Origin of the sequence: Oricola indica (assembly GCF_019966595.1) — a bacterium.
GTDB lineage: Bacteria > Pseudomonadota > Alphaproteobacteria > Rhizobiales > Rhizobiaceae > Oricola > Oricola indica.
Genome location: NZ_JAINFJ010000002.1, coordinates 155,409 through 179,838 on the forward strand (window position 1 = coordinate 155,409; position 24,430 = coordinate 179,838).

The window sequence follows — 24,430 nt, forward strand, 5'->3', positions numbered from 1 at the left end:
TCTCGCGCGCAAACCCATGGCTAACGAGCGGTAAATCCGCCGGCAAAAATGAGCCCGGGCGCGTGAACCGGGTGCCAATCAAGCGCTGATAGAAACGGCTCCGTAAATGGACGCCGTGACCGATGAACATCAAGCGCGTGAAACGCCGCTCGGGCTTTGCGCAAACCTTACGCCGTGCCCGCCAGGCAATCCGCGGGTACCGGACGAACACGCACGCCGCGACTGCACTGGAATTCGGCCTGATCACGCCCGTTTTCCTGCTGCTCATCTTCGCGATCATCGAAACCTCGATCTACTACTACAAGCAGAGCCACCTGAAATTCGTCCTGCATCAGGCCGGCCGCAACATTCAAACCGGCGAACTGCAGAAAAGCGCGCACCCCAAACAGGATTTCGACGCCGGCGTCTGCTCCGACGCCTCGCTCTTCTTCAATTGCGCCGAGGTCTATCTGGATGTGCGGTACTTCAACACGGTCGCCGACGTCGTTTTTCCGACCGCGAAGTTCGACGCGAACGGCAAGCCGACCAATTTCATTTTTCAGCCGGGCGGCTCGGCGAAGATCACAGCCATGCGGGCGTCGGCCATCCACAATTTCTACACGCCGTTCCTCGCGGACATCCTGCAGCCCGATGGCGACCCGGTGATCGTGGTCGGCTTTTCCATCTTCAAGAACGAGCCGTTCTGAGGGCGTCATGAGCAGGCTTGGGGGACATCGCATCGCAGTTCTTCTCCGCCGCTTCGGCGGCGACCGGCGCGGTGTCGCGGCGATGGAGTTCATCCTGTTGTCGCCAATCATGCTGGTGCTCGCCTTCGGCCTGGCCGAAGTCTATGTCGAGCACGCCACCGAGGACCAGTTCCTGCGCTACGTCCACCAATCGGGCGACCTGCTTGCCCGCGAACCGACGCTCACCAGTTCGTCGATCACGACCATACTCAACGCGTCGGACCAGATGATCGTCGGGTTCGATCCGAACAAGAGCCTCGAAATCAATGTCTCCAGCATCGGGTTCAAGGCCGACAACACGCCGACCCTGTTGTGGACGCGGTCGGCCGGCGGCGCGACGCTGACGGCGGACGCCTCCGGCGCGGCGGGCATGGGACTGCCGGCCGACACCGTGATCAGGTTCGAGGCGAAAATGAGTTACTCCAGCCCGTTCAACTACGTCTGGTCATCGACCAGCCGCACCCTCACCTCGACCGCATGGTTCCGTCCCCGCGAAACGCGGGCCATCGCCATGGACGGTGCGATCTCCGAATACGACCAGAACTGGGATTTCATCCCGCCCGAGTGACGGGCACACAGTGAAAGCAACCGCCATGGCGATCGACAGGAAAAGAGAAAGAGCAAGCGATCCCGCGAACCGCGCGACGGGCCTGTTCGCCCGCCTTCGGGCCATGCGCGAAAACCGGCGCGGCGCGATGGCGGTCAATTTCGCGCTTCTGCTGATCCCGCTGCTCGCCTCGGTCGGCCTGTCCATCGACGGATCGCGTTTCCTGTTGACCCGCTATCACCTGCAATCGGCCGTGGATGCCGCGGCGCTTGCCGTCGCCACCGTCTATCAGGACAAGCCGACGCTCGACGCGCTCGCCGGCAAATTCGTCACCAACAACTTCTCGCTCGCCGACGCCTCGCTCGACACCGTTTCCACCGCGGTTACCGGCGACGTCATCACGGTCGATGGTTCGGCGACGATGCAGACGCTTTTCATGTCCATCCTGCAGGTCAGCGAGGTGCATGTTTCGGTGCGCACGAAGGTCAAGCGCGCAGGCGGCGGCCTGCTCGTCAGTCTCGTGCTCGACAATACCGGATCGATGTGGAGCGGCAGCAAGATCGCGTCGCTGCGCAGCGCATCCGATATCCTGGTCGACGCGATCTTCGACGGCGAAGCCGAGCCGGCCGATCTGCGCGTGTCCATCGTTCCCTACGCGTCCACGGTCAATGTGGGTTCCGTCGCCGACAGCATCGTCGGGACGCACAGCTACGGGCTGCGTTCCGACGACAAGGACAAGTGGAAAGGCTGCGTCAGGGAGCGCAGCGGCGCCAACTCCATCGCCGACACCGGTCCCGACGTCGAGAAGTGGTATCCGTTCTTCTGGGAGCCGTCGGTCGACAACGATTACGACCTTGACGACGACTCGACGATCTATCCGGGCGGCTCCTACAATTCCAACGGTATCACCGGCCCCAATATCGGCTGTCCGACGCCGATCCTGCCGCTGACCAACTCCTATGCGGATGTCGATGCGGCCGTCGATGCGCTTTCCGCCTGGAACCGCGGCGGCACGCTCGGCGACATCGGCATGGCATGGGGCATTCGCACGCTTTCTCCGGGAGAACCCTTTACCGAAAGCACGGAACTCGATCCGAAAACCGGCGCGACATTGTGGGACAGCCCGCGCTGGCGCAAGGCGATCATGATCATGACCGACGGCGACAACCTGTTCTACGATCTGCCGAGCGATGCCGGGCCGAACGAGGCCCATCCGGGCAAGTCGGACTACACCGGCTATGGCCGTCTTGGCGAAAGCCAGGCGAATGCGATCTTCGAAACGAACAACGCGAACAACGCCAAGGGCATCATCGACACGCGGCTGAAGTCCCTGTGCACGACCGCGAAGGGCCAGGACGTCATCATCTATACGGTGACCTTCGGATCAAGCCCGAGTTCGAGCACCAAGCAGATCTTCCAGGACTGCGCTTCCGACCCCGGAAAGTATTACCACGCACCGAGCCAGACCGAACTGGAGAACGCCTTCGGCACGATTGGCGCGGAGCTTTCGAAACTGCGTATCATCGAGTGAGGCGGATTTTCGGTTGGAAAATCCCGGTTGGGAACAATTTTAACCACCGGATTTCACCGGCCATAAACATTCAGGCGTTATCGAGACCCCGCCAGCAATTGCGCTGGAATGTTAGGGGCATACACCATGATGGTGAAACGCGAGAATTTCGCGAAGCATGCCGGCGGCAATTTCAACGTGGCCATGAGCCTCGTCGCCGTTCCGGTGATAATGGGGCTGGCACTGGCAGTCGACGTCCCTCGCATCGAGGGCACAACGAAACAGGCGTCGGTCGCATTGTCGGCAGCGGTCGAGGCATCGCTGTCGGCTGATGGCCGGTTTGACGCGGATCGCGCTAACCAGCTTTACGCATCCACCCTTGAACTTCCCGAAGGCCAATATACATCGGCACCACGGTTCCGGCGCACGCATGACGGCCGCATGTCGGCCAGTGTCACTGCAATGACGCGATTGACGCTTGGCGGCGTCGTCCTGCCGGAAACCTTTCACCGCCCGGTGACCGTGACCGTCGGGAGCGGCGGCTAGCTCCGGAAACGCCAACAGCGGCGCCGCGCACCTTGACACCCGCGCAGCACATCACTATCTCCGGCTCGCTAGCACTCATGAGGAGTGAGTGCCAGAATAATCAAAGCCAACGTATCAAAGGTTCAAGTCAATGGCAGATGTGAATTTCCGTCCGCTGCACGACCGTGTTGTCGTGCGTCGCGTCGAATCCGAGGAGAAGACCGCAGGCGGCATCATCATCCCGGATAGCGCCAAGGAAAAGCCGTCGGAAGGCGAAGTTGTTTCCGTCGGTGCGGGTGCCCGTGACGAAAACGGCAAGGTCCAGCCGCTCGACGTTAAGGCTGGCGACCGCGTCCTGTTTGGAAAGTGGTCCGGCACCGAAGTCAAGCTGAACGGCCAGGATCTCCTGATCATGAAGGAATCCGACATCATGGGTATCGTCGGCTAAACCGCTTTCCCGATCGTTTTCTCAAGACAGACAGAATGGGCAGATTGCCCGGGAGTATAGAATATGTCCGCTAAAGAAGTGAAATTCGGCCGCACGGCGCGCGAGCGCATGCTGGACGGCGTGAACATTCTCGCCGATGCCGTGAAAGTCACGCTCGGCCCGAAAGGCCGCAACGTCGTTATCGACAAGTCCTTCGGCGCACCGCGCATTACCAAGGACGGCGTATCGGTCGCCAAGGAAATCGAACTCGAAGACAAGTTCGAGAACATGGGCGCGCAGATGCTGCGCGAAGTCGCGTCCAAGACCAACGACATCGCCGGTGACGGCACCACGACCGCGACCGTTCTGGCGCAGTCGATCGTTCAGGAAGGCCACAAGGCCGTTGCCGCCGGCATGAACCCGATGGACCTGAAGCGCGGTATCGACCTCGCCGTTGCCGAAGTCGTCGCCGACCTTCAGAAGAAGGCCACCAAGATCAACACCTCCGAGGAAGTCGCCCAGGTTGGCACCATCTCCGCCAATGGCGAGTCCGAAATCGGCTCCATGATCGCTGAAGCGATGCAGAAAGTCGGCAATGAAGGCGTGATCACGGTCGAGGAAGCCAAGACCGCCGAGACCGAACTCGAAGTCGTCGAAGGCATGCAGTTCGACCGCGGCTACCTGTCGCCTTACTTCGTGACCAATCCGGAAAAGATGATCGCCGATCTCGAAGATCCGTACATCCTGCTGCACGAGAAGAAGCTCTCCAACCTGCAGGCCATGCTGCCGATCCTCGAATCCGTCGTTCAGTCCTCGCGTCCGCTGCTCATCATCGCGGAAGACGTCGAAGGCGAGGCACTGGCCACGCTCGTGGTCAACAAGCTGCGTGGCGGCCTGAAGATCGCTGCCGTCAAGGCTCCGGGCTTCGGCGATCGCCGCAAGGCCATGCTCGAAGACATCGCCATCCTGACGGGCGGCCAGGTCATCTCCGAAGACCTCGGCATCAAGCTCGAGAATGTCTCGCTCGACATGCTCGGCACCGCCAAGAAAGTTTCGATCACCAAGGAAGAAACCACCATCGTCGACGGCGCCGGTGAAGCTTCCGAGATCGAAGGCCGCGTCAACCAGATCAAGGCCCAGATCGAAGAGACCTCTTCCGATTACGACCGCGAGAAGCTCCAGGAGCGCCTTGCCAAGCTCGCAGGCGGCGTTGCCGTCATCCGCGTCGGCGGTGCGACCGAAGTCGAGGTGAAGGAGAAGAAGGACCGCGTCGACGACGCCCTCAACGCGACCCGCGCGGCCGTCGAAGAAGGCATCGTTCCCGGCGGCGGCACCGCTCTGCTGCTCTCCTCCAAGGGTCTGTCGGCCTCCGGCGTCAATGCCGACCAGGAAGCCGGCATCAGCATCGTTCGCCGCGCTCTGCAGGCTCCGGCCCGCCAGATCGCGACCAACGCTGGCGCCGAAGCCTCGATCGTTGTCGGCAAGATCCTCGAGCAGGATTCGCTGACCTTCGGCTTCAACGCCCAGACCGGCGAATATGGCGACCTGATCAAGATGGGCATCGTCGACCCGGTCAAGGTCGTGCGCACCGCCCTTCAGGACGCGGCCTCGATCGCCGGCCTGCTGATCACCACCGAAGCCATGATCGCCGAACTTCCGAAGAAGGAATCTGGCGGCGGCATGCCCGACATGGGCGGCATGGGCGGAATGGGCGGCATGATGTAAGCCAAGCGCTTACAGCATCCATTTCACGGAAAGGCCGGGCGCAAGCCCGGCCTTTTTCGTTTGCGCTCAAGACACAATTCGTGATGGCCGCCGCCGGAACCAAAATCCGCCTGGCATGTTGATCAGTGCGCACAGCAAGTGCGTGGTCATCACGGAGACAGACGATGGCAAACATGGATCAGGTTAAGGGCGCGGCCAAACAGGCAAAAGGCGCCGTCAAGGACGGCGTCGGCAAGGCGACCGGCAACAAGAAGATGCAGGCCTCCGGCAAGCTCGACAAGGCCAAGGGCAAGGTCCAGAAGGCCTATGGCGACGCCAAGGACGCCGTGAAGTAAGACGGAATTCGCCGCTCAATTTCGGCCGGGCCTGTGCCCGGCCTTTTCTTTTTCGACCATCGTCTATTCTTGTGCTCGGCATTTTCTCTGCCTACCTATGGTTGAGGCGGAGGGCAGGACGATTTTCAAGGATCCCGATTCCATAGCGCATTCGGCCAATCTGCTGGTCTGCATCGGCGGACTGGCGAGCGCCACCGGCATGATCGCCGGGGCGGGAGCAGCAGTTGGCGGCTTTCTCTCCTATCGTGAAATCAGCAAGCGCCTGCCCGCCGCGACGAAGCGCCTTGCCGAGGAGTTGGGATCGGAGCTTCAAAAGAAGCTCGCGGAACCGGGCCTGAACGACGACACACGCCGCCTGATCCCGCAAATGATCGAGGCGAGTCTTCCCTCCCCGCAGCGCATCATGGAAGCCGGACACGACAGCGCCGCTCTGGTGGAAATGATGGCCGCTCGCCTGACCGACAAGGAACACAGCAACCCCGATCATATCGGCCCGTTCAAGCGGATCGTCGGCCACCTGCTGGAAAGGCTGCTGGCAGACCCGCAATTCGCCAACGAACTCGCCCCCGCTTTCCGCAAGCAGGTGCTCGCCGACGCGCAGACGATCAAGGCGGGCATCGAGGGCCTTGAAAGGCAGTTCGGGTCGGTAGCCCAAGCGTTGACCCATGTCGGGGCGCTCGGCAAGGCCAATCGCGATCAATTGGAAGCGCTCGCCAGCCGATTCGAGATCGACCGCGTGTTCGAAATCGGGGACGCCGATCTGCGCGCACTTCTTGAGGCCAAGGCAGAGGAATACCGCAACTACAAGGCGCAGATCGACATGATCGACGAGCGCATCGCCAGCCTCGGCAATCTCAAGGCGGCGGCGCAGGAGGCGGCGGAGCGGCTCGATCTCGAGGAGGTCGAGAACCTTCTGTCGATGGTACATGCGACCGAGCTCGATATCGCTGCAAAGACCGCCGACCTGCGTGCCGACAACGCGCTGCTGCGCGGCCGGGTGGACGAAGCCTATCGGATGATCTCCGCTGCAGCTGACAGTTTCGCGGCGATTGATCCGCGTGAACCGGCACGGCGGCTGACCTACGACCATCGCCTTGCGGAAAACGCGCTACGGTTTGGCGGAACCGGTTTTCTGCGAACAATCGACATGAAGCGGTCGGCTATCGCCATCGTCGAAACAAAAGGCGAAAAGGGTTCTATCTGGGCAGACGCGCATGTCGCACTCGCCAACGCCCTGAAAATTCAGGGAGCGCGGACCGGCGGCGCGGACGGCGCGGCCCTCATCGCCGAGGCCATCGACGCATACCGCGCCGCCCTGCGCGTCTACACCGAGACGGACCATCCCGCGGACTGGGCCATGACCCAGAACAACCTCGCAGTCGCCCTCAGCAATCAGGGCACGCGCACAGGCGGGGCGGACGGCGCGGCCCTCATCGCAGAGGCCATCGACGCCTACCGCGCAGCCCTGCGCGTCTATACCGAGACGGACCATCCCGTGGACTGGGCCATGACCCAGAACAACCTCGCAAACGCCCTCCGCAATCAGGGCGAACGCACCGGCGGGGCGGACGGCGCGGCCCTCATCGCCGAGGCCGTCGACGCATACCGCGCAGCCCTGCGCGTCTACACCGAGACGGACCATCCCGTGCAATGGGCGACGACCCAGAACAACCTCGCCGTCGCCCTGTACGATCAGGGCGCGCGCACCGGCGGGGCGGACGGCGCGGCCCTCATCGCCGAGGCCGTCGACGCCTATCGCGCCGCCCTGCGCGTCCGCACCGAGACGGACCATCCCGTGGACTGGGCCATGACGCGCGAGAACATGGCGCTGGCCGAGGAAGCCCTCGCCGATCACGACACCTGCACCGATCCGCGCCCGCATCTGCAAGCGGCGCTGGACCACCTCGACGCGGCGCTGCGCGTCTTCGATCCGGAGCACATGCCCTACAATTTCGAAAAGGCAACAAGAGTCCGCGCCCGCATCCAGGCCAAGCTCGACGCGCTCGACTGACCGCCCCTAGAACCCCGGGATCGGCACGCCGAACACGCCCGCCAGCAGCACGAAGTTCAGCCCCAGCGGCATGGGCGGAATGGGCGGGATGATGTAGGCCAAGCGCTTACAGCATCCATTTCACGGAAAGGCCGGGCGCAAGCCCGGCCTTTTTGCTTTCGACTATCCCCGCCATTTCATGCGCTGTCACTGATTTTTCACCGAACGGTCAAGAAGGCTTCACCGGATTCTCCTACGCGGCTTGCATCGTTTCGACTCCCGAAACGGAACCCAGGAGATTTCAGATGATCCGCAATATCCTTGCAGCCTCGCTGCTGCTGTCCACGTCCGCGCATGCTTTCGCCACAGACATCACCTGGTGGCACGGCATGGGCGGCAAGAACCAGGAAGTGATCAACCAGATCGCCGAGAAGTTCAACGCGGCGCAGGACGCCTGTTCGCTGACTCCGGTTTCCAAGGGCACCTACGAGGAAGCGCTCGCCGCCGGCATCGCCGCCTTCCGGTCCGGCGAGCAGCCGAACATCCTTCAGGTCTTCGACGCCGGCGCCGCCACGATCATCAACGCCAACGGCGCGGCGATCCCCGCGGAAGACCTGATCACCCAGGCCGGCTACGAGTTCGACCGCGAATCCTTCATCGAGGGCGTTCGCTACTTCTACGCCGACGCCGACGGCAAGTTCGTCGGCATGCCGTTCAACTCGTCGGCGCCGATCATGTACATCAACACCGCCGCCCTCGAAAAAGCCGGCGTCGAAGCCCCGAAGACCTGGGAAGAGTTCGAGACGATCGCCCCCGCGCTGAAGGAAGCCGGCTACATCCCGCTCGTCCAGTCGCAGCTGACGTGGGAATTCACGGAGAACTTCTTCTCGCGCAACAACCTGCAGTTCGCCAGCAACAACAACGGCTACGACTCCGTTCAGGGCACGACTCTCAACGTCACCGCGCCCGAGCATGTCATGATGTACGAAAAGCTGAAGGACTGGTACGACAACGGATATTTCGGATATTTCGGCGCCGGCTGGTCCGACAACCAGAAGCCGTTCGAGGAAGACAAGGTCGCGCTGTGGATCGGTTCGTCGGGCTCGTTCGGCGGCCTGCAGAGCTCCGCGCAGATGCCGTTCTCGGCGACCTTCCTGCCCTATTGGGACTCCATCGAGGGCGCCGGCACCAACTCCTTCATCGGCGGCGCGGCTCTCTTCGCGATGTCCGGCAAGTCGGATGAGGAAAACAAGTGCTCGGCCGACTTCTTCCAGTTCCTGACATCGGCCGAAATCCAGTATTTCTACCACCAGTCCACCGGCTATGTCGCGATCACCAAGGCCGCCTACGAGTTGGCCAAGGAAGACGGCTACTACGAGGAAAAGCCGATCGCCGAAGTCGGCATCCAGCAGCTTTCGCTGCCGGGCGGCGAATGGTCCAAGGGCTATCGCATGGGCTTCTACCCGCAGATCCGTGAAGTCATGGAACGCGAATACAATCGCATCTTCGCCGGCGAGACCACCGTCGAGGACGCGATGAAGACCATCGAGGAAGAAGGCAACGCCCTTCTGGCGCGCTTCGCCAAGACCGCCGGCTAAGTCCGGTTTCCCGAAAAATAGTCGATCCGGGGGCCTCGCGCTCCCGGATCATCCCCTCCGGAAAGCCCGCATGAAGCGCGTCCAGTTCTCCTCGCCATACCTGCCCTACCTGTTCCTGCTGCCGCAGATGACGGTGGTCTTCATCTTCTTCTACTGGCCGTCCGTACAGGCGATCCAGTCGTCCTTCTATCTTGAGGACCCGTTCGGTTTCGGCGCGACCTTCGTCGGTTTCGACAACTATCTCGAGGCGTTCAAATCCAGCCACTATCAACAGATCGCCCGTTTCACCGTGGTCTTCACGATCCTTGTGACGGTTTTCTCGCTGTCGATCGGATTGCTGCTGGCCACGACCGCCGACACGGTCATTCGCGGATCGGGGCCCTACAAGACGCTCCTGATCTGCGTCTACGCGATCGCGCCACCGGTGGCCGGCCTGATCGGCATGATGTTCTTCGACCAGCATATCGGCCCCTTCGTCACCATGGCCGCCTGGTTCGGATGGGACATGAAAGTCGGCATCGACTATGTCGACACGGCATTCGCGATGATCGTCGTCGCCGTCTGGAAACAGATCCCCTACAATTTCATTTTCTTCCTGTCCGGATTGCAGGGCATCCCTGTCTCCGTGCGCGAGGCCGCCGCGATCGACAACCGCTCGCGTCTCGGCCGATTTCGGACAGTGACCCTGCCGCTGCTGGCGCCGACTGCGTTCTTCCTTCTGATCATCAACATGACCTATTCGCTGTTCGACACGTTCGGCATCATCGATGTGATCGTGAAGGACAAGGCGGCCAACAACCCGATCACGCTCGTCTACAAGGTCTACATGGACGGCTTCCGCGGCAACGACATCGGCGGCTCGGCCGCCCAGTCCGTCATCCTGATGCTGATCGTCCTGCTTCTCACCGTTTTCCAGTTCCGCTTCATCGAGCGGCGCGTCCACTACAATTGAGGGCCTGATCATGCACAAGACAAAGGTCGTGGACCACCTGATCCTGCTCTTCGGCGTCTTCATAATGATGGCGCCCGTGGTGGTGGCCTTCATGACATCGACGCACGACGCACTCGATGTCCATCTGCACGGGCTGCAGGTGACCTGGGGCGGCCATTTCACCGACACCTATCACGAGATGCTGACGAAAAAGGGCGGCTTCACAGGCGAGGTCACCGGCGCGCGCATGGTCATGAATTCCTTCATCCTCGGCGTCGGCTTCGCCGTCGGCAAGATCGTGCTGTCGATGCTGGCCGCCTACGCGATCGTGTATTTTCGCTTCCGCATGGGAGTGATCTTCTTCTGGATGATCTTCACCACGCTGCTGCTGCCGCTGGAAGTGCGTATCCTGCCCTCCTACGACGTGATGACCAAGCTCGGCCTCGTCAACACCTATACCGGGCTGATCGTGCCGCTTCTGGCGTCGGCCACGGGAACTTTCTTCTTCCGCCAGTTCTTCAAGTCCGTGCCCGACGAATTGCTGGAGGCGGCGCGCATCGACGGCGCCGGGCCGTTCAAGTTCTTCATCGACATCCTGGTCCCGCTCTCCAAGACGATGATCGCGGCGATCTTTATCATCATGTTCGTCTATGGCTGGAACCAGTATCTCTGGCCGATGCTGATGACCAACGAGGAGAGCTTCTACACGCTCGTGCGCGGCATCAAGCAGATCCTGCTCGTCTGGGTCGGCAGCCAGATCCCCGAGTACAACCAGGCATTCGCGCTCGCGATCCTCGCGATGCTGCCACCGGTTCTGATCGTCGTGATCTTCCAGAGCTGGTTCATCAAGGGCCTGACCGAAAGCGACAAGTGAGACCGAAGACATGGCGCAAGTCACCATCGAGAATGTGAGCAAATCCTATGCCGGCGACGTGCGAGCGGTGAACTCCGTCTCCATCGCCATCGAGGACGGCGAGTTCATCGTCCTTGTCGGCCCGTCGGGCTGTGGCAAATCCACACTGCTGCGCATGGTGGCCGGGCTGGAGAGCGTCACCGAGGGCACGATCCGGATCGGCGAGCGGACCGTCAACGAGGTGGAACCGGCCGAGCGCGACATCGCCATGGTTTTCCAGAACTATGCCCTCTACCCGCACATGACGGTGCGCCAGAACCTCGCCTACGGGCTGAAGAACCGCGGCACCCCCAAGGCCGAAATCGACAAGCGCGTCGCGGAAGCCTCCAGGATCCTCGAACTCGACCAGTATCTCGACCGCAAGCCGCGGCAACTATCGGGCGGGCAGCGCCAGCGAGTCGCCATGGGCCGCGCCATCGTGCGCGAGCCGGCCGCCTTCCTGTTCGACGAGCCGCTGTCCAATCTCGACGCCAAGTTGCGTGTCCAGATGCGCGGCGAGATCAAGCAGTTGCAACGGCGTCTCGCCACGACATCGATCTACGTCACGCATGATCAGCTCGAAGCCATGACGATGGCCGACCGCATCGTCGTTCTCAATGGCGGCCATGTCGAACAGATCGGCACGCCGCTCGAGGTCTATCGCGCACCGCAGTCGGCCTTCGTCGCAAGCTTCATCGGCTCTCCCGCAATGAACCTGATCGCGGCGCGCGGCGAAGGCGGCCGTCTCGTCATCGGGGACCAGACGGTCACGATGAACGGCGCCGAGGTGCCGAACGGACCTCTGACGCTGGGCGTCCGTGCCGAGGACATGGCCCTTGCTTCCGGCAATGGGGACGGTCACGTCGAAATGGCGATCGACTATGTCGAGGAGCTCGGCGCAAGCCGGCTCGTGCATGGCCGGCTGACCGATGAGCGGCTTGCGCTATCGCTGCCGTCCGGCGCGCCCCTGTCGGACCGGCTGTCCATCACCCTCGATCCCCACCGTCTGCACCTGTTCGATCCGGATTCCGGCCGGCGGATCTGAGGCCGAGCAAATACGGCCGGTGCATGCACCGGCCGTGTTTCACTCCATCCATGCCGATCATGGCTTGATGTAGGTGTAGCCCATCATCTGAAGGCGGCTCAGTTCGGCCACGCCTGACGGCACGATATCGTCCTCGAACACTTCGAACAGGTCGTTGTGATAGTCGATATTGCGGCCGACCAGCGTGTTGTTACAGACATTGAACGCCACGTTCTGGGTCTTGAGGCTGGTGACGTCCATCTGCAGCTTGTCATTGGACTGGGCGCTCTTGAGGAGCCCGACACCATTGCCGTGCAGCACGACCTTGATTTCCATATTGTCCTTGCCGACCGCGTTGATGTGGTTCTGGATATTGCGCAGCGCACCGCGATAGGCCTTGTCGCCATCGCCGCCATTGTAATTGATATGGTAGACGACCTTCTGCTTGCCGTAGCGCTCATTGGCAGCGGATGCGCCGGTCAGCGCGGTCGCGACAAAGGCGATGGACGCGAAAATCGCGATGAATTTCGTGAGCAGTTTCATGGGGTAATCCTCCCGGTTGCAGACACCGCATCCTCCATGCGGCAATGCCGGAATGTTCCCAGCGGAAGGCCACGAAAACCAGCTGGGCGGACCCTCTGAATAGCCTGGGGTATACCCTGGGAAAGGCTCACGCAGCCAGCGCGCCGCCTGCCTTTCTGACGAGTTCGGCCATGTTCGCGGCCTCGTATTTGCGCATCAGATGCCCGCGATGGAACTCGACCGTTTTCGGGCTGATTCCGAGGTCGCGGGCGATCTCCTTGGTCGTTTTGCCCGCTCCGACCAACTGCAGGATTTCATGTTCGCGCGGCGTCAGGCGCACCTTCGCTCCCGGTGCCTGTGCCGGGTCCGTCTGCGCGGGTGACGCGTGGCGGCCTCGCCAGTAAATCAGCATCGCGACCACGATCGGTACGCCGCCCGCGGCCGCCGCCAGGAAGCCGGAGAGCGCGACCATCGGCGTATCCTCGCCGGGTTTCGCCGCGTCCACCGTCTGAAGGAGGGTGCGCACGGTCACGTCGGAGGGCACGGTCGTCCAACCGCCGTAACCGCCGGCTTCCACAGCCGGATGATCGCCGTCCAGCCGCAGCAAAGCGATCGCAATGGCGCGGCGCTCCGTCTCGGGAACGGACGCCGTGGAGGCCAGAATCCATTCCGGCATCAGTTCGGTGGAGAGAGCCGGTTCGAAACCCGGCACCCGCAACGGGTTGAGGATGCGCAGCTGGTATGCCTCGACCTTGCCCGCATTGACGGCGGCTTCCAGCAGGCCGGTACGCACCGTGCCGGCATCGACGGCGCCGTCGACCACCGCCTCGATGACACCGTCATGCGGAAAGCCGAGAAACACGATGGAGTCGAGATCGCGCCACGGATTGATTTCGTTGCGCACCAGCGTCGCCGCCGCCACCTCGAAACCGCCAAAGGCGTCGGGCGCGATGGCGGCGAGCCGCCTGCCCTTGAGATCGGCAAGCGTCCTGATTTCCTCATTGTCGGAGCGTACGAAAATCACCGCGCCGAAACGGTTGCCCGTCTGCGGGACATCCTCCCGGTCGGAACGCAGGCTCACCATCGGAAACAGGCGCGCCTGTTCGACCATCCTGTAGAGATGGCCGGGATTGGTGAAGAGGTAGTCGATCTCGCCACGCGCAAGCGCCGAGCGCACACCGTCGAGCGACAAAGGCACCACCGTGAAATCGGCGCCCGGCACGGCGGTTTCCACCGCGTCGAATGTCGGCTGCCAGCGCGCGATCGCCGCTTCGTCGCCGCGATAGGCAAGAATGCCGACTTTTCTGGTCACGCGATCACCGTCGCCTTCGGCCGCGACCGCACAGCCGGCAAGGGCGAGCAGGATCGCCAACGCCAGTCTCATCATGGAATTGCATTTCCTCCCGCCCGGGATTTTGCGCGGGGCCGGCGATCTTGTCCAGCAAAAGGACACGGAGGCCCCGCGGCATGGCTCATATGTGCCTCCGATATTGCTATGCAGCATCAAATCGGTTCAAAAGGGCCAGATCCAGAAACGGGAACCGATTTTACATGACACGAGCGACGCTTGCCGCGCTCGCTGGCCGCCTCCCCTTTGGCGGTCGCGATCCGGGCGCCTTTGCCCCTTTCACTCCGATGACGATCAAAACGGAACTGCTGTCCGGCCTCACCGTGGCGCTTGCGCTGGTGCCCGAGGCGGTGGCCTTTGCCTTCGTCGCCGGCGTGCATCCGCTGGTCGGCCTCTACGCCGCCTTCATCGTCGGCCTGATCACCTCCATTTTCGGCGGTCGGCCCGGCATGATCTCGGGCGCGACCGGTGCGCTTGCCGTGGTGATGGTCTCGCTCGTCGCCTCGCATGGCGTCGAATATCTGTTCGCCACCGTCGTGCTGATGGGAATCCTGCAGGTGCTGGCTGGCGTCTTCCACCTCGGCAAGTTCATTCGCCTCGTGCCGCATCCGGTGATGCTTGGTTTCGTCAACGGCCTCGCCATCGTCATCTTCCTGGCGCAGCTCACCCAGTTCAAGGTCCATGCGCCTGACGGCTCGCTGCAATGGATGACCGGCTGGCCGCTCGTCACCATGCTTGGCCTCGTCGCCGCCACCATGGCGATCATCTGGGCCATGCCGAAACTCACCAATGCCATTCCCGCGCCGCTCGCCGGCATCGGCGTCATCGCGGCGGTGGTCATCGTATTCGGCATCGATGTTCCGCGCGTCGGCGACCTTGCGTCGATCGAGGGCGGGCTGCCCACCTTCCATCTGCCGACCGTGCCTCTGACATTCGAAACGCTCGAAATCATCGTCCCCTATGCGGTGATCCTCGCCGCCATCGGCCTGATCGAGAGCCTGCTGACGTTGAACCTCGTCGGCGAGATCACCGGCCAGCGCGGCGGTGCGTCGAAGGAATGCATCGCGCAGGGCACGGCCAATGTCGTGACCGGCTTTTTCGGTGGCATGGGCGGCTGTGCGATGATCGGCCAGTCGATGATCAACGTGAAATCGGGCGGCCGCTTCCGCCTCTCCGGCTTGTCGGCGGCGCTGTTCCTGCTCGCCTTCATCCTCGTCGCCTCGCCGCTGATCGAACAGATCCCGCTCGCCGCGCTCGTCGGCGTCATGTTCATGGTCGTCATCGGCACCTTCGCCTGGCAGACACTGAAGATCATGCGCCGCATTCCGCTCACCGACGCGATGGTCATCGTGCTGGTGACGGTCGTTACCGTCGTCAGCGACCTTGCGGTCGCGGTCGTCGTCGGCGTGATCGTCTCGGCGCTGGCATACGCCTGGAACAACGCCAAGCGCATCCACGCCAGGTCCCATGTCACGCCGGAAGGCGCGAAGGTCTACCAGATCGAGGGGCCGCTTTTCTTCGGTTCGACCGATGGCTTCGCGGAGATATTCGACCCGGCCGCCGACCCGCAGACGGTGATGATCGATTTCATGAACAGCCGCGTCGTCGACCAGTCGGCGCTGCAGGCGATCGAGGATCTCGCGGCAAAATACGAGGCGCAGGGCAAGAAGCTCGTCTTGCGCCATCTGTCGCATGACTGCCACCGCCTCTTGAACCGCGCCGGCCAGCTGATCGTCGATTCCGACGACGATCCGGAATACGGGATCGCGGTCAATTATTCGGTGAAGACCGGCGCCTTCGGCGGCGGTCACTGACCCGCAAATGAGAAAGCGGCCGCCGTCATGAGACGGCGACCGCTGCCCGCTCCCCCGCGGAAAACGGATCTATTTCACGATGACCTTGGTGCCGACGCCGACGCGTGTGTAAAGGTCCATCACGTCCTCGTTGCGCATGCGGATACAGCCCGACGAGACGGCCTGACCGATGGTCCAGGGCTGGTTGGTGCCGTGGATGCGGTAGAGCGTCGAGCCGAGATAGAGAGCGCGCGCGCCGAGCGGATTGTTCGGACCGCCTTCCATGAAGACCGGCAGGATACGGCCCTTGGCCTTCTCGCGCGCGATCATCTCGGAGGGCGGGCGCCATGACGGCCACTCCGCCTTGCGCGTGATCTTGTGCGTGCCGGCCCATTCGAAGCCAGGCTTGCCAACGCCGACGCCGTAGCGGCGCGCGGTGCCGCCATCCTGGACGAGATAGAGGAACCGGGCATTGGTATCGATGATGATCGTGCCGGGCTTCTGGCCGCCGTCATAGGAAACCTCCTGCGGCAGGTAGACCGGGTCCATGCCGCGCGGCTTGGCCGGATTGGCTGGCCGCTGGACGGCGGCGCGCTGCACGGGCCGCGTTGTCAGCTGACGGCGCGGCGCGGTCGGCTGGCGGAAGATCACCTTCTTCGCATTCGAGCGCACCGACGTTCCGGTGATCGACCGGCCGCCGAGTTGCATCACCCAGGGGGCGGCCAGATCGGGGCTCAGGACGACCGGCGGCTTGGTGCCGTATCGATCCTGCGCGGAGGCGGAAAACGCCATGGCAATGAAGGCGGCGACAAGCGCCGCGAAAAGACTTGCAGGTTTCATCCGACGTACTCTCTACTCGTTCGTCATCGATCTGCTGACACCACATTGTCAGCAGAGCTCCGGCGCAAGCATGACGCGGCGTCCCCACTCAATTATGAATCGCGGACCGATAAAAAGCGATTTGGCGGCGCAATCTGTTGTCAAGGTTACCCGGCGGTTGCGACACATGGTGAATCGGAAATGAAGACGGAAAGAACCGCATGACCAGTGACGGATTGATCGAGGGACCGGACGGGCGCATCCGCTGCGCCTGGCACGGTAACCTGCCCGACTACCTCGCCTATCACGACAATGAGTGGGGCCGGCCGGTCTCCGACGACACGCGGCTGTTCGAGAAGATCTGCCTCGAGGGCTTCCAGTCGGGGCTCTCCTGGCTGACCATCCTGCGCAAGCGCGAGAATTTCCGCGCCGGTTTCGCCGGTTTCGATTTCGAGAAGGTCGCCCGCTTCGGCGATGACGATGTCGAGCGCCTCGTTCAGGATGCCGGCATTATCCGGCATCGCGGCAAGATCGTCTCGACGATCAACAACGCGAAACGGGCACTGGAGATGCGCGACGAATTCGGCTCGCTCGCCGCCTATTTCTGGTCGCACGAACCGCCCGCCTCCGAGCGTCCCGCCGTCGCCGACTGGGCGACGCTCAGGACGATGGGCAAGACCCCGACATCGACCGCGATCTCGAAAGACCTGAAAAAGCGCGGCTGGAGCTTCGTCGGCCCGACGACGGTCTACGCCTTCATGCAGGCGATGGGGCTCGTCAACGACCATGTCGAGGGATGCTGCTGCCGCGACGCGGTCGAGACCGCCCGCGCCGCCTTCACGAGGCCCGCGTGAGCAAGGCCGCCGGCCGGCTCCATGACAAGTTGCGCGCGCTGATCCTGGATACGGCGCGCGAAACGCCGGGGGTCGGGGAAATCGCTGAAAGCCTGAAATGGAGCGAACCGAGCTTTTCGCCCGTCAGGCCACGCATCGGCAGTTCCGTTCGCCTCGTGGCGCGCGACGACGACACGGTGGCCATGCTGTTCATCTGCCACACCAATCTGGTCGACCGGTTCCGCGAGCTTTATCCCGACACCTTCACGTTCGAGGGCGATCGCGCACTGGTCTTTTCCGCCGACCGGGCGGTACCGGTGGCGGAGACGAAGCATTGCGTCGCCCTCGCGCTGACCTACCATCTGCGCCGGCGCAAGACCGCCTAGAGCTTGATCATGTCGAAGAGATCGGGGCCGATCGCGCCCTCGATCTTCAACAGCGTGCGCTTCGTTTCCGTGCCGCCGGGCGCGGAAAAGCCGGTCATCGCGCCGTCCGCGCCGATGACGCGGTGGCACGGGATGACGATCGGAAACGGGTTGCCGCCGAGCGCCTGGCCGACACGGCGCGACAGCGAGATGTCGCCGAGATCGAGCGCCAGCTGGCCATAGGTCCGCGTGTCGCCGGGTTTGATCGCCGCTGTCAGCCGATAGACCTCGCGCTCGAACGCGCCGACGCCGGTCATGTCGAGTGGCGCGCCGTCGAAATCCGGGCTGCCGCCATCGGCGAGCGCGCGGATGCCCTCCACGATCCGGGCGACGGGTTCCGGCGCGGCATCCGTCTCCGGCGCGCCGGGCACGCGGCGTCGCAGACGCGCCAGCGTGGCGACGTCACTCGCCTCCGGAAAACTGACCGCGCGTATGCCGGTCTCCCCCCAGGCGATCCCGCACCGCCCGATGGCCGTCTCGAACAGCATGACACTGGTGTGGCTCATTCCCTTCTCTCCGCAGGCAGAGCAAGCCGACATGAACACGCCCTGGTTGTCGGAATCAGCGTCTCGGTTGCATCGACCGTCACGTAACCCGGGTGGGAAAATACTTCATCAGGAAGAAAGTTTAACAAGGGACATGAAACCGCACCCGTTTTCTTACATTATATAGTGGAGGGACGAATCCGGGCCACGCGCCCAAAGGAGAAAGACAATGATGGGAAGAAAAGTTCTGTCCGCGCTTTTGTCGGCCGCCATCGGTGTCGGCGCAGCCGCGCCGGTTGCCGCCGCGCCCTACACGTTCCAGCCGTCCGTGACTGTCGATAACGGCCTGGTGACGAATGTGGACCACCGCAAATACCGCAAGCATTTCAAGCACCGCAAACACCGTTTTCACAAGCGCAACGGCCATTTCTACCTGAACGGGCACCGGGGTTACCGGGACCGCAGGCACGGCTACCGCGAATATAACGGCTACTGGTTCCCGACCGCGGCTTTCGCGCTGGGCATCCTGATGCTTCCGGAAGTCCAGCAGGGCCGCACGATCCGGCTCACCCGCAGCCACTATGCGTGGTGCGAGAGCCGCTATCGCAGCTACCGCCGCTGGGACAATTCCTGGCAGCCCTATAACGGCCCGCGCAAGCCGTGCGCTTCGCCGTACATGTACTAAGGGCTGACGCCGACGGCGGACCCCGGTCCGTCGTCTTGCGGCAATTGAGCCTGTCTTGTAGGAGAAGCGCGACCCCGCCCCTCCCTGCCAGACAGGCTCATTCATGTCCGAGAAGAAGAAGAAAAAACTGCAGAAACTGAAGGCGCGCCTGCCGCGCGGCTTCGTCGATCGTTCGCCGGCCGATATCCGCGCGACCGACGAGATGGTCGCCAAGATCAAGGCGGTCTACGAACGCTACGGTTTCGACCCGGTCGAGACCCCGATCTTCGAATATACCGATTGCCTCGGAAAATTCCTGCCCGACCAGGACCGCCCCAACGAGGGCGTGTTCTCGGTACAGGATGACGACGAGCAGTGGATGTCGCTGCGCTACGACCTGACCGCGCCGCTGGCGCGTCACGTCGCCGAGAACATCAACGAAATCCAGCTTCCCTACCGCACCTATCGCGCCGGCTGGGTGTTCCGCAACGAGAAGCCCGGCCCCGGCCGCTTCCGCCAGTTCATGCAGTTCGACGCCGACACGGTCGGCGCGCCCGGCGTCCAGGCGGACGCCGAAATGTGCATGATGATGGCCGACACGATGGAAGCGCTGGGGATCGCGCGCGGGGATTACGTAATCCGAGTGAACAACCGGAAGGTGCTGGATGGAGTCCTTGAGGCGATTGGGCTCGGCGGCGAGAAGAACGCAGCCCGGCGGCTGACGGTGCTGCGGGCGATCGACAAGTTCGACAAGTTTGGTGACGAAGGCGTTCGACTGCTGCTCGGCGATGGCCGCAAGGACGAGAGCGGGGATTTTACTCCGGGTGCGAAGCTGGACGCAGATTCACTCGATCAGGTGATGGAATTTGTCTCCGCGAGAAAATCAGCAGAAGTCGGTGACTGGAACGACGAAGGGCTAATTGACGATCTTGAGCGCCTGAAATTCGTTGTAAACGAGACCTATCGGGTCGGCGTGCATGAACTCGCGACACTGCAGAAGTTATTTTCTAAATCTGGATATACGGAAGACCGAATTCTAATCGATACCTCATGCGTCCGCGGCCTCGAATACTACACCGGCCCGGTCTACGAGGCCGAGCTCCTCTTCGACGTCACCAACGAAAAGGGCGAGACGGTGCAGTTCGGTTCGGTCGGCGGCGGCGGGCGTTATGACGGGCTGGTCAAGCGCTTTACCGGGCAGGACGTGCCCGCAACCGGGTTCTCCATCGGCGTCTCGCGGCTGATGACGGCCTTGAAAAACCTCGGCAAGCTCGGACAGGACGACGTGATCCAGCCGGTCCTCGTCACCGTCATGGATGGCGACACGGAGGCCCTCGGCCGCTACCAGAAAATGGTCCAGATGCTGCGCGAGGCCGGCATCCGCGCCGAGATGTACCAGGGCAACTGGAAGAAGTTCGGCAACCAGCTCAAATATGCCGACCGGCGCGGCTGCCCGCTGGCGATCATTCAGGGCTCGGACGAGCGCGAGGCCGGCAAGGTGCAGATCAAGGACCTGATCGAGGGCAAGCGCCTGTCGGGCGAGATCACCGACAATGTCACCTGGCGCGAAAGCCGCCCGGCGCAGATCGAGGTCGCGGAAGACCGGATCGTCGCGGAAGTCATCCGCATGCTCGCCGACCAGGCCGAGGACCGCGCCAAGAGCGGCTGATACCGTGTCAGGCTGGACTACCCCCACCCTTCATCCCTCCCCTCAAGGGGGAGGGAAGACATCCGCACTGGCGCATCCGCTTGCCACGTCGATCCCGGCATGGACTCCTTCGCCAGCGACCTCCCTCCCCCTTGAGGGGAGGGATGAAGGGTGGGGGTAGCGATGCCGAGCAAAGTAACGCCGGCAGCCATCACGCGGTCCCGCCAGATGCGAAGAAACCTGACCGGGGGTGAAGCGAAGCTGTGGTCCGAGCTAAAGCAATTCAGGCGACTATACGGACTTCACGTCCGCCGGCAGGTTCCAATCGGACCGTATTTCGCCGACTTCGCGATCCAATCGCGAAAACTCATCATCGAGCTCGACGGCGAACATCACTACCAGCCGGGAGGACTGGAAAGAGACATGAAGCGCGATGCCTGGCTTTCGGAATTGGGCTATCGGACCCTCCGGATCACCACCGGCGAGCTTTCGGAGAACCTCGACGGTTGCATTGAAACGATTCTTCGTGAATTGGGACTGGCATGAATGCCCTGAGATCATTTTCGGCGCGTGCCGACATCGAGACGATCCTCGCCGGACTGGGCGCGGAGCGGCTTGACGTGCCGGTGCTGCATCCCGCCGACCCGTTCCTCGATACGGCCGGCGAGGAATTGCGCCGCCGTATCTTCATGTCCGAAAGCGAAACCGGCGAGGCGCTGTGCCTGCGGCCGGAATTCACCATCCCCGTCTGCCTGAACCATCTCGGCGCGGGCACTGACGGGCATCGCCGCTACGGCTATGTCGGCACGGTGTTCCGGCAGCGCCGGGCCGGCGGCAACGAATTCCTCCAGGCGGGTATCGAGGATATCGGCGACGCCGACGGACCGTCGGCGGATGCGCGCTCGCTGGCCGATGCGCTTTCGTTCCTCGACGCGCTGGACGCGGCGGAGGGAACCGTCACGACGCTTGGCGACCAGGCGGTCTTCAACGCCGTGGTCACCGGTCTCGGCCTGCCGCAGGGCTGGGCGTTGCGCCTCAGCCACGCCTTTGGCGACCGGGCGACGCTGGACGCGGCGCTGGACGCGCTCGCGGTGCCGCCGCCCCTGCCCGATCTTCCCGCCGACATTCGGGAACCGGCCGAAGCGCACGACCGCGCGGCGCTCGTCAACGCATTGTCCATGCGGTTGCGCATCGCCGGGCTGGAAAACGCCGGCGGGCGCGATGCGGACGACATCGCCGACCGTCTGCTCGCCCGCTTCGACGCCGCCGAGATCGCGCCCGACGCGGGCGCGCTGGCGACATTGCGCAAGTTCCTCGATATCCATGCATCGCTCGACAAGGCGGCCGATGCGCTGCGGGCGTTCGCTTCAGGCAATTCGCTCGACATGGACGACGCCATCGCCGGCTTTGCCGCGCGCGAGGCTGCGATTTCGGCGGCGGGAGTCGATACCGCCAAGGTTACCTATGACGCCGCCTTCGGCCGCGCGCTCGATTACTACACGGCGCTCGTCTACGAGATCGCGACACCGGCCGGCCTCGTGCTGGTCGGCGGCGGACGCTACGACCGGCTGCTGACGATGCTCGGCGCGAAAGAGACGGTGCCCGGCGTCGGTTTTTCCGTCTGGCTCGACCGTATCGGTTCTTCGGGAGGCAAGCCGTGAGCGCAACCGTCACCATCGCCATCCCCTCGAAAGGCCGTCTCAAGGAAGAGGCGCTGAAGCGCATGGATGCGGCCGGCTACGCCGTCGAGCCGCCCAGGGACGCGCGCACCTACCGCGCCGCCGTCGCGAGCCATCCGCATGTCGAGGTGGCCTTCCTGTCCGCCTCGGAAATCGCACGCGAACTCGGCAAGGGATCGATCGATCTCGGCGTCACCGGAGAGGATCTCGTGCGCGAGGGCCTGCCGGACAGCGAGAACCGCGTAATCCGCCTCGCGCAGCTGGGCTTCGGCCATGCCGACGTGGTCGTCGCGGTGCCGGAGGCGTGGTTCGATGTCGATACCATGGCCGATCTCGGCCTCGTCGCCGCCGATTTCCGCCATCGTCACGAACGCAGGCTGCGCATCGCGACGAAATACTGGCGGCTGACGCAGCAGCATTTCTCCCAGACCCACGGCATCCAGCTCTACAGGATCATCGAAAGCCTCGGCGCGACAGAGGGTGCGCCGGCGGCCGGGCAGGCCGATGTCATCGTCGATATCACCTCGACCGGATCGACGCTTCGCGCCAACCATCTGAAGGTGCTGAAGGACGGCGTGATCCTGCGGTCGCAGGCCTGCCTCTTCGCGCCGGTATCGGGTGATGACGGGTCCAATCCCGCCGCGGCGGAACTGGCGGCCGCGCTCGGCGCCTGAAACGTAAAAAGCCGCGCTGCGGAGGAGCGTGCAGCGCGGCTTTTGAAGGCGGCGGTTCGGGAATGCCGTCCTTAACCGAACCGTTTCGGGGGGGGATTAACGGTTCCGATCGTTCTTTCTACGTGTCGTTTCTCCGACCGGATCACTGACTATCGCCGGATCCGCCCGATGCGGCCAGAACGCCGGCAATATCGCTGGCGGACTTGCCCGACGCCTCGGCGATGCCATTGAGCGTGTCATCGGTCGAGGCGACGGTGTAGCCCCGGGCGCGCAGGTTTTCCGCGAGACCGTTTCCGTCCTGGCCGAACAAGGGCGCGACTGCGCTTATCGGCGCGGTCTGCACCGCCCTGAGCAGGGCGAATTCCGGCCGTCCGCCGCGTCCTTCGGACGTGCCGGTCAGGGATGGCCATGCAAAGGCGACACCGGCGACCAGAGACGCGACGAGCGCGATCGTCATGGCCGGGCGTTTGAAGTAGGTCTTGAACGCGCGCCAGTTCTTCCAGATATGCAAAACGAATGGCGCGATGAGGACCAGCGACAGCCATTCATGCATCGAGTGGAAATAGGCCGAGCCGATATGGAAGAACAACGCGACGCCGGATACGAGCGAGACGACGAACAGACCGGTGGTAAACGGCGTGGCATAACGGGCGAGCAGGGAAGGCATGGCAGTAACCTCTTTGATTCAACGTCCCGAGGTTAGTCCCGGCCCCGACCCGAATCCCGTTACAAATCCGTAATCGTGCGCAGGGCGCATGGCAGCCATTCGAAAACGGAATGCCTGAACGAAAACGCGGGGCCGAAGCCCCGCGTCATGATTGCCAGTGATCGCCGTGCCGGCGTCAGGCGAGTGCCGGGCGGGCAGTGCCGAGGCGCGCATCGAGCGACATCGAACCGGCGCCGGTCTGGCCGAGGGCGAGGAAGCCGCCTGCGATGGCCAGGTTCTTCATGAACGAGATCATCTGCATCTGGTCGGACGGCTGGAAGTGGAAGACGAAACCGGCGAACAGCGTAAAGGCCGCAAGCGCCCAGGCCGTTTCACGGGTTCGGAAGCCGACGAGCAGCGCAAGGCCGGCCACCAGTTCGAAGATCGCCGCCGCCCAGGCGAGCAGCGTCGCGGCCGGAAGGCCGACCGACGAGATGTAGCCGGCGGTGCCTTCGATGGCGAAGAACTTGCCCCAGCCGGACAGGATGAAGATGAAGGCGAGCAGAACGCGCGCCGCCAAGAGAAGTACGGAATTGGTCATTGTCTTGTTCCCGATTGATGATGGCCGGGAACATATTCATCCTGTGCGCTGCAACAATCCGGCA

At 63.1% G+C, this 24,430-nt stretch carries 26 protein-coding genes; 20 read left to right on the top strand and 6 right to left on the bottom strand.

Annotation, left to right across the window (positions count from 1 at the left end; translation table 11 throughout):
* Window positions 1–122 precede the first annotated feature (122 nt).
* The 12 genes from LC343_RS06270 (at window position 123) to LC343_RS06325 (ending at window position 12,250) form a co-directional block, all read left to right on the top strand.
* Window positions 123–686, top strand: a complete 564-nt coding sequence (locus LC343_RS06270; RefSeq protein ID WP_223476256.1) for a TadE/TadG family type IV pilus assembly protein — start codon at window positions 123–125, stop codon at window positions 684–686.
* Between the two features lie 7 nt (window positions 687–693).
* Window positions 694–1,293, top strand: coding sequence for a TadE/TadG family type IV pilus assembly protein (locus LC343_RS06275; RefSeq protein ID WP_223476257.1), 600 nt, complete (start codon window positions 694–696; stop codon window positions 1,291–1,293).
* Window positions 1,294–1,303: 10 nt separating this feature from the next.
* Complete coding sequence (locus LC343_RS06280) at window positions 1,304–2,803, top strand: pilus assembly protein TadG-related protein (RefSeq protein WP_223476258.1); 1,500 nt, start codon at window positions 1,304–1,306, stop codon at window positions 2,801–2,803.
* Window positions 2,804–2,929: 126 nt separating this feature from the next.
* Window positions 2,930–3,328: a hypothetical protein gene (locus LC343_RS06285; RefSeq protein ID WP_223476259.1), complete on the top strand. Its 399-nt coding sequence runs from the start codon at window positions 2,930–2,932 to the stop codon at window positions 3,326–3,328.
* A 130-nt stretch (window positions 3,329–3,458) separates the two neighbouring features.
* Complete coding sequence (gene groES / locus LC343_RS06290) at window positions 3,459–3,755, top strand: co-chaperone GroES (RefSeq protein WP_223476260.1); 297 nt, start codon at window positions 3,459–3,461, stop codon at window positions 3,753–3,755.
* Between the two features lie 63 nt (window positions 3,756–3,818).
* On the top strand, window positions 3,819–5,459 hold the full coding sequence (gene groL, locus LC343_RS06295; RefSeq protein ID WP_223476261.1) for a chaperonin GroEL: 1,641 nt from the start codon (window positions 3,819–3,821) through the stop codon (window positions 5,457–5,459).
* 164 nt (window positions 5,460–5,623) lie between these two features.
* Window positions 5,624–5,794 carry a CsbD family protein gene (locus LC343_RS06300; RefSeq protein WP_223476262.1) on the top strand — a complete coding sequence of 57 codons (171 nt, stop codon included), beginning with the start codon at window positions 5,624–5,626 and terminating at the stop codon, window positions 5,792–5,794.
* A 97-nt stretch (window positions 5,795–5,891) separates the two neighbouring features.
* Window positions 5,892–7,805: a tetratricopeptide repeat protein gene (locus tag LC343_RS06305; protein WP_223476263.1), complete on the top strand. Its 1,914-nt coding sequence runs from the start codon at window positions 5,892–5,894 to the stop codon at window positions 7,803–7,805.
* A 284-nt stretch (window positions 7,806–8,089) separates the two neighbouring features.
* Window positions 8,090–9,382: an extracellular solute-binding protein gene (locus LC343_RS06310; protein WP_223476264.1), complete on the top strand. Its 1,293-nt coding sequence runs from the start codon at window positions 8,090–8,092 to the stop codon at window positions 9,380–9,382.
* 70 nt (window positions 9,383–9,452) lie between these two features.
* Entirely contained in the window at window positions 9,453–10,334 is an 882-nt protein-coding gene (locus tag LC343_RS06315) for an ABC transporter permease subunit (protein WP_223476265.1), read from the top strand.
* 10 nt (window positions 10,335–10,344) lie between these two features.
* A complete protein-coding gene (ugpE, locus tag LC343_RS06320; protein ID WP_223476266.1) occupies window positions 10,345–11,187 on the top strand; it encodes a sn-glycerol-3-phosphate ABC transporter permease UgpE in 843 nt (280 codons plus the stop codon).
* A gap of 10 nt (window positions 11,188–11,197) precedes the next feature.
* The gene (locus LC343_RS06325) at window positions 11,198–12,250 is read left to right on the top strand and encodes a sn-glycerol-3-phosphate import ATP-binding protein UgpC (RefSeq protein WP_223476267.1); all 1,053 of its coding nucleotides are present in this window, start codon (window positions 11,198–11,200) and stop codon (window positions 12,248–12,250) included.
* A 57-nt stretch (window positions 12,251–12,307) separates the two neighbouring features.
* Here LC343_RS06325 and LC343_RS06330 read toward each other — a convergent pair whose 3' ends face one another.
* Together LC343_RS06330 and LC343_RS06335 are read right to left on the bottom strand one after the other, a co-directional pair.
* A complete protein-coding gene (locus LC343_RS06330) occupies window positions 12,308–12,772 on the bottom strand; it encodes a DsrE family protein (RefSeq protein ID WP_223476268.1) in 465 nt (154 codons plus the stop codon).
* Between the two features lie 127 nt (window positions 12,773–12,899).
* The gene (locus tag LC343_RS06335; RefSeq protein WP_223476269.1) at window positions 12,900–14,138 is read right to left on the bottom strand and encodes a PhnD/SsuA/transferrin family substrate-binding protein; all 1,239 of its coding nucleotides are present in this window, start codon (window positions 14,136–14,138) and stop codon (window positions 12,900–12,902) included.
* Window positions 14,139–14,302: 164 nt separating this feature from the next.
* Here LC343_RS06335 and LC343_RS06340 point away from each other — a divergent pair, with 164 nt between their 5' ends.
* Complete coding sequence (locus tag LC343_RS06340; protein WP_223476270.1) at window positions 14,303–15,913, top strand: SulP family inorganic anion transporter; 1,611 nt, start codon at window positions 14,303–14,305, stop codon at window positions 15,911–15,913.
* Window positions 15,914–15,982: 69 nt separating this feature from the next.
* On the opposite strand, the gene LC343_RS06345 is transcribed toward LC343_RS06340, so the two are convergent.
* Window positions 15,983–16,732 carry a L,D-transpeptidase gene (locus tag LC343_RS06345; RefSeq protein WP_425419502.1) on the bottom strand — a complete coding sequence of 250 codons (750 nt, stop codon included), beginning with the start codon at window positions 16,730–16,732 and terminating at the stop codon, window positions 15,983–15,985.
* A gap of 200 nt (window positions 16,733–16,932) precedes the next feature.
* Between LC343_RS06345 and LC343_RS06350 the strand changes: the two genes are divergently transcribed.
* Together LC343_RS06350 and LC343_RS06355 are read left to right on the top strand one after the other, a co-directional pair.
* Window positions 16,933–17,565 carry a DNA-3-methyladenine glycosylase I gene (locus LC343_RS06350; RefSeq protein WP_223476271.1) on the top strand — a complete coding sequence of 211 codons (633 nt, stop codon included), beginning with the start codon at window positions 16,933–16,935 and terminating at the stop codon, window positions 17,563–17,565.
* Window positions 17,562–17,930 carry a DUF1801 domain-containing protein gene (locus LC343_RS06355; RefSeq protein WP_223476272.1) on the top strand — a complete coding sequence of 123 codons (369 nt, stop codon included), beginning with the start codon at window positions 17,562–17,564 and terminating at the stop codon, window positions 17,928–17,930. The genes LC343_RS06350 and LC343_RS06355 overlap by 4 nt, the downstream gene beginning before the upstream one ends.
* Here the strand turns inward: LC343_RS06355 and LC343_RS06360 are convergent.
* Complete coding sequence (locus tag LC343_RS06360) at window positions 17,927–18,475, bottom strand: methylated-DNA--[protein]-cysteine S-methyltransferase (protein WP_223476273.1); 549 nt, start codon at window positions 18,473–18,475, stop codon at window positions 17,927–17,929. The two genes, LC343_RS06355 and LC343_RS06360, sit on opposite strands and share 4 nt — an antisense overlap.
* 208 nt (window positions 18,476–18,683) lie before the next feature.
* Between LC343_RS06360 and LC343_RS06365 the strand changes: the two genes are divergently transcribed.
* The 5 genes from LC343_RS06365 to hisG all read left to right on the top strand — a co-directional run bounded on the left by LC343_RS06365 (window position 18,684) and on the right by hisG (window position 23,119).
* Entirely contained in the window at window positions 18,684–19,139 is a 456-nt protein-coding gene (locus tag LC343_RS06365; RefSeq protein ID WP_223476274.1) for a BA14K family protein, read from the top strand.
* A 103-nt stretch (window positions 19,140–19,242) separates the two neighbouring features.
* Window positions 19,243–20,787 carry a histidine--tRNA ligase gene (gene hisS / locus LC343_RS06370; protein ID WP_223476275.1) on the top strand — a complete coding sequence of 515 codons (1,545 nt, stop codon included), beginning with the start codon at window positions 19,243–19,245 and terminating at the stop codon, window positions 20,785–20,787.
* 150 nt (window positions 20,788–20,937) lie between these two features.
* On the top strand, window positions 20,938–21,312 hold the full coding sequence (locus tag LC343_RS06375) for an endonuclease domain-containing protein (protein WP_223476276.1): 375 nt from the start codon (window positions 20,938–20,940) through the stop codon (window positions 21,310–21,312).
* Window positions 21,309–22,427, top strand: coding sequence for an ATP phosphoribosyltransferase regulatory subunit (locus LC343_RS06380; protein ID WP_223476277.1), 1,119 nt, complete (start codon window positions 21,309–21,311; stop codon window positions 22,425–22,427). The genes LC343_RS06375 and LC343_RS06380 overlap by 4 nt, the downstream gene beginning before the upstream one ends.
* The gene (gene hisG, locus LC343_RS06385; RefSeq protein WP_223476278.1) at window positions 22,424–23,119 is read left to right on the top strand and encodes an ATP phosphoribosyltransferase; all 696 of its coding nucleotides are present in this window, start codon (window positions 22,424–22,426) and stop codon (window positions 23,117–23,119) included. The genes LC343_RS06380 and hisG overlap by 4 nt, the downstream gene beginning before the upstream one ends.
* 142 nt (window positions 23,120–23,261) lie before the next feature.
* On the opposite strand, the gene LC343_RS06390 is transcribed toward hisG, so the two are convergent.
* Both LC343_RS06390 and LC343_RS06395 read right to left on the bottom strand, forming a co-directional pair.
* Window positions 23,262–23,786 carry a DUF4405 domain-containing protein gene (locus tag LC343_RS06390; protein ID WP_223476279.1) on the bottom strand — a complete coding sequence of 175 codons (525 nt, stop codon included), beginning with the start codon at window positions 23,784–23,786 and terminating at the stop codon, window positions 23,262–23,264.
* A gap of 175 nt (window positions 23,787–23,961) precedes the next feature.
* Window positions 23,962–24,366: a DoxX family protein gene (locus LC343_RS06395; RefSeq protein ID WP_223476280.1), complete on the bottom strand. Its 405-nt coding sequence runs from the start codon at window positions 24,364–24,366 to the stop codon at window positions 23,962–23,964.
* Window positions 24,367–24,430 lie beyond the last annotated feature (64 nt).

Coding starts and splice junctions, on each gene's coding strand:
- LC343_RS06310 (WP_223476264.1), top strand. CDS start 8,090: ATGATCCGCAATATCCTTGCAGCCTCGCTGCTGCTGTCCACGTCCGCG.
- hisS (WP_223476275.1), top strand. CDS start 19,243: ATGTCCGAGAAGAAGAAGAAAAAACTGCAGAAACTGAAGGCGCGCCTG.
- LC343_RS06335 (WP_223476269.1), bottom strand. CDS start 14,138: ATGATGAGACTGGCGTTGGCGATCCTGCTCGCCCTTGCCGGCTGTGCG.
- groES (WP_223476260.1), top strand. CDS start 3,459: ATGGCAGATGTGAATTTCCGTCCGCTGCACGACCGTGTTGTCGTGCGT.
- LC343_RS06350 (WP_223476271.1), top strand. CDS start 16,933: ATGACCAGTGACGGATTGATCGAGGGACCGGACGGGCGCATCCGCTGC.
- LC343_RS06305 (WP_223476263.1), top strand. CDS start 5,892: ATGGTTGAGGCGGAGGGCAGGACGATTTTCAAGGATCCCGATTCCATA.
- LC343_RS06325 (WP_223476267.1), top strand. CDS start 11,198: ATGGCGCAAGTCACCATCGAGAATGTGAGCAAATCCTATGCCGGCGAC.
- LC343_RS06380 (WP_223476277.1), top strand. CDS start 21,309: ATGAATGCCCTGAGATCATTTTCGGCGCGTGCCGACATCGAGACGATC.
- LC343_RS06285 (WP_223476259.1), top strand. CDS start 2,930: ATGATGGTGAAACGCGAGAATTTCGCGAAGCATGCCGGCGGCAATTTC.
- LC343_RS06315 (WP_223476265.1), top strand. CDS start 9,453: ATGAAGCGCGTCCAGTTCTCCTCGCCATACCTGCCCTACCTGTTCCTG.
- LC343_RS06300 (WP_223476262.1), top strand. CDS start 5,624: ATGGCAAACATGGATCAGGTTAAGGGCGCGGCCAAACAGGCAAAAGGC.
- LC343_RS06360 (WP_223476273.1), bottom strand. CDS start 18,475: ATGAGCCACACCAGTGTCATGCTGTTCGAGACGGCCATCGGGCGGTGC.
- LC343_RS06390 (WP_223476279.1), bottom strand. CDS start 23,786: ATGCCTTCCCTGCTCGCCCGTTATGCCACGCCGTTTACCACCGGTCTG.
- LC343_RS06340 (WP_223476270.1), top strand. CDS start 14,303: ATGACACGAGCGACGCTTGCCGCGCTCGCTGGCCGCCTCCCCTTTGGC.
- ugpE (WP_223476266.1), top strand. CDS start 10,345: ATGCACAAGACAAAGGTCGTGGACCACCTGATCCTGCTCTTCGGCGTC.
- LC343_RS06395 (WP_223476280.1), bottom strand. CDS start 24,366: ATGACCAATTCCGTACTTCTCTTGGCGGCGCGCGTTCTGCTCGCCTTC.
- LC343_RS06330 (WP_223476268.1), bottom strand. CDS start 12,772: ATGAAACTGCTCACGAAATTCATCGCGATTTTCGCGTCCATCGCCTTT.
- LC343_RS06270 (WP_223476256.1), top strand. CDS start 123: ATGAACATCAAGCGCGTGAAACGCCGCTCGGGCTTTGCGCAAACCTTA.
- groL (WP_223476261.1), top strand. CDS start 3,819: ATGTCCGCTAAAGAAGTGAAATTCGGCCGCACGGCGCGCGAGCGCATG.
- LC343_RS06345 (WP_425419502.1), bottom strand. CDS start 16,732: ATGAAACCTGCAAGTCTTTTCGCGGCGCTTGTCGCCGCCTTCATTGCC.
- LC343_RS06275 (WP_223476257.1), top strand. CDS start 694: ATGAGCAGGCTTGGGGGACATCGCATCGCAGTTCTTCTCCGCCGCTTC.
- LC343_RS06365 (WP_223476274.1), top strand. CDS start 18,684: ATGATGGGAAGAAAAGTTCTGTCCGCGCTTTTGTCGGCCGCCATCGGT.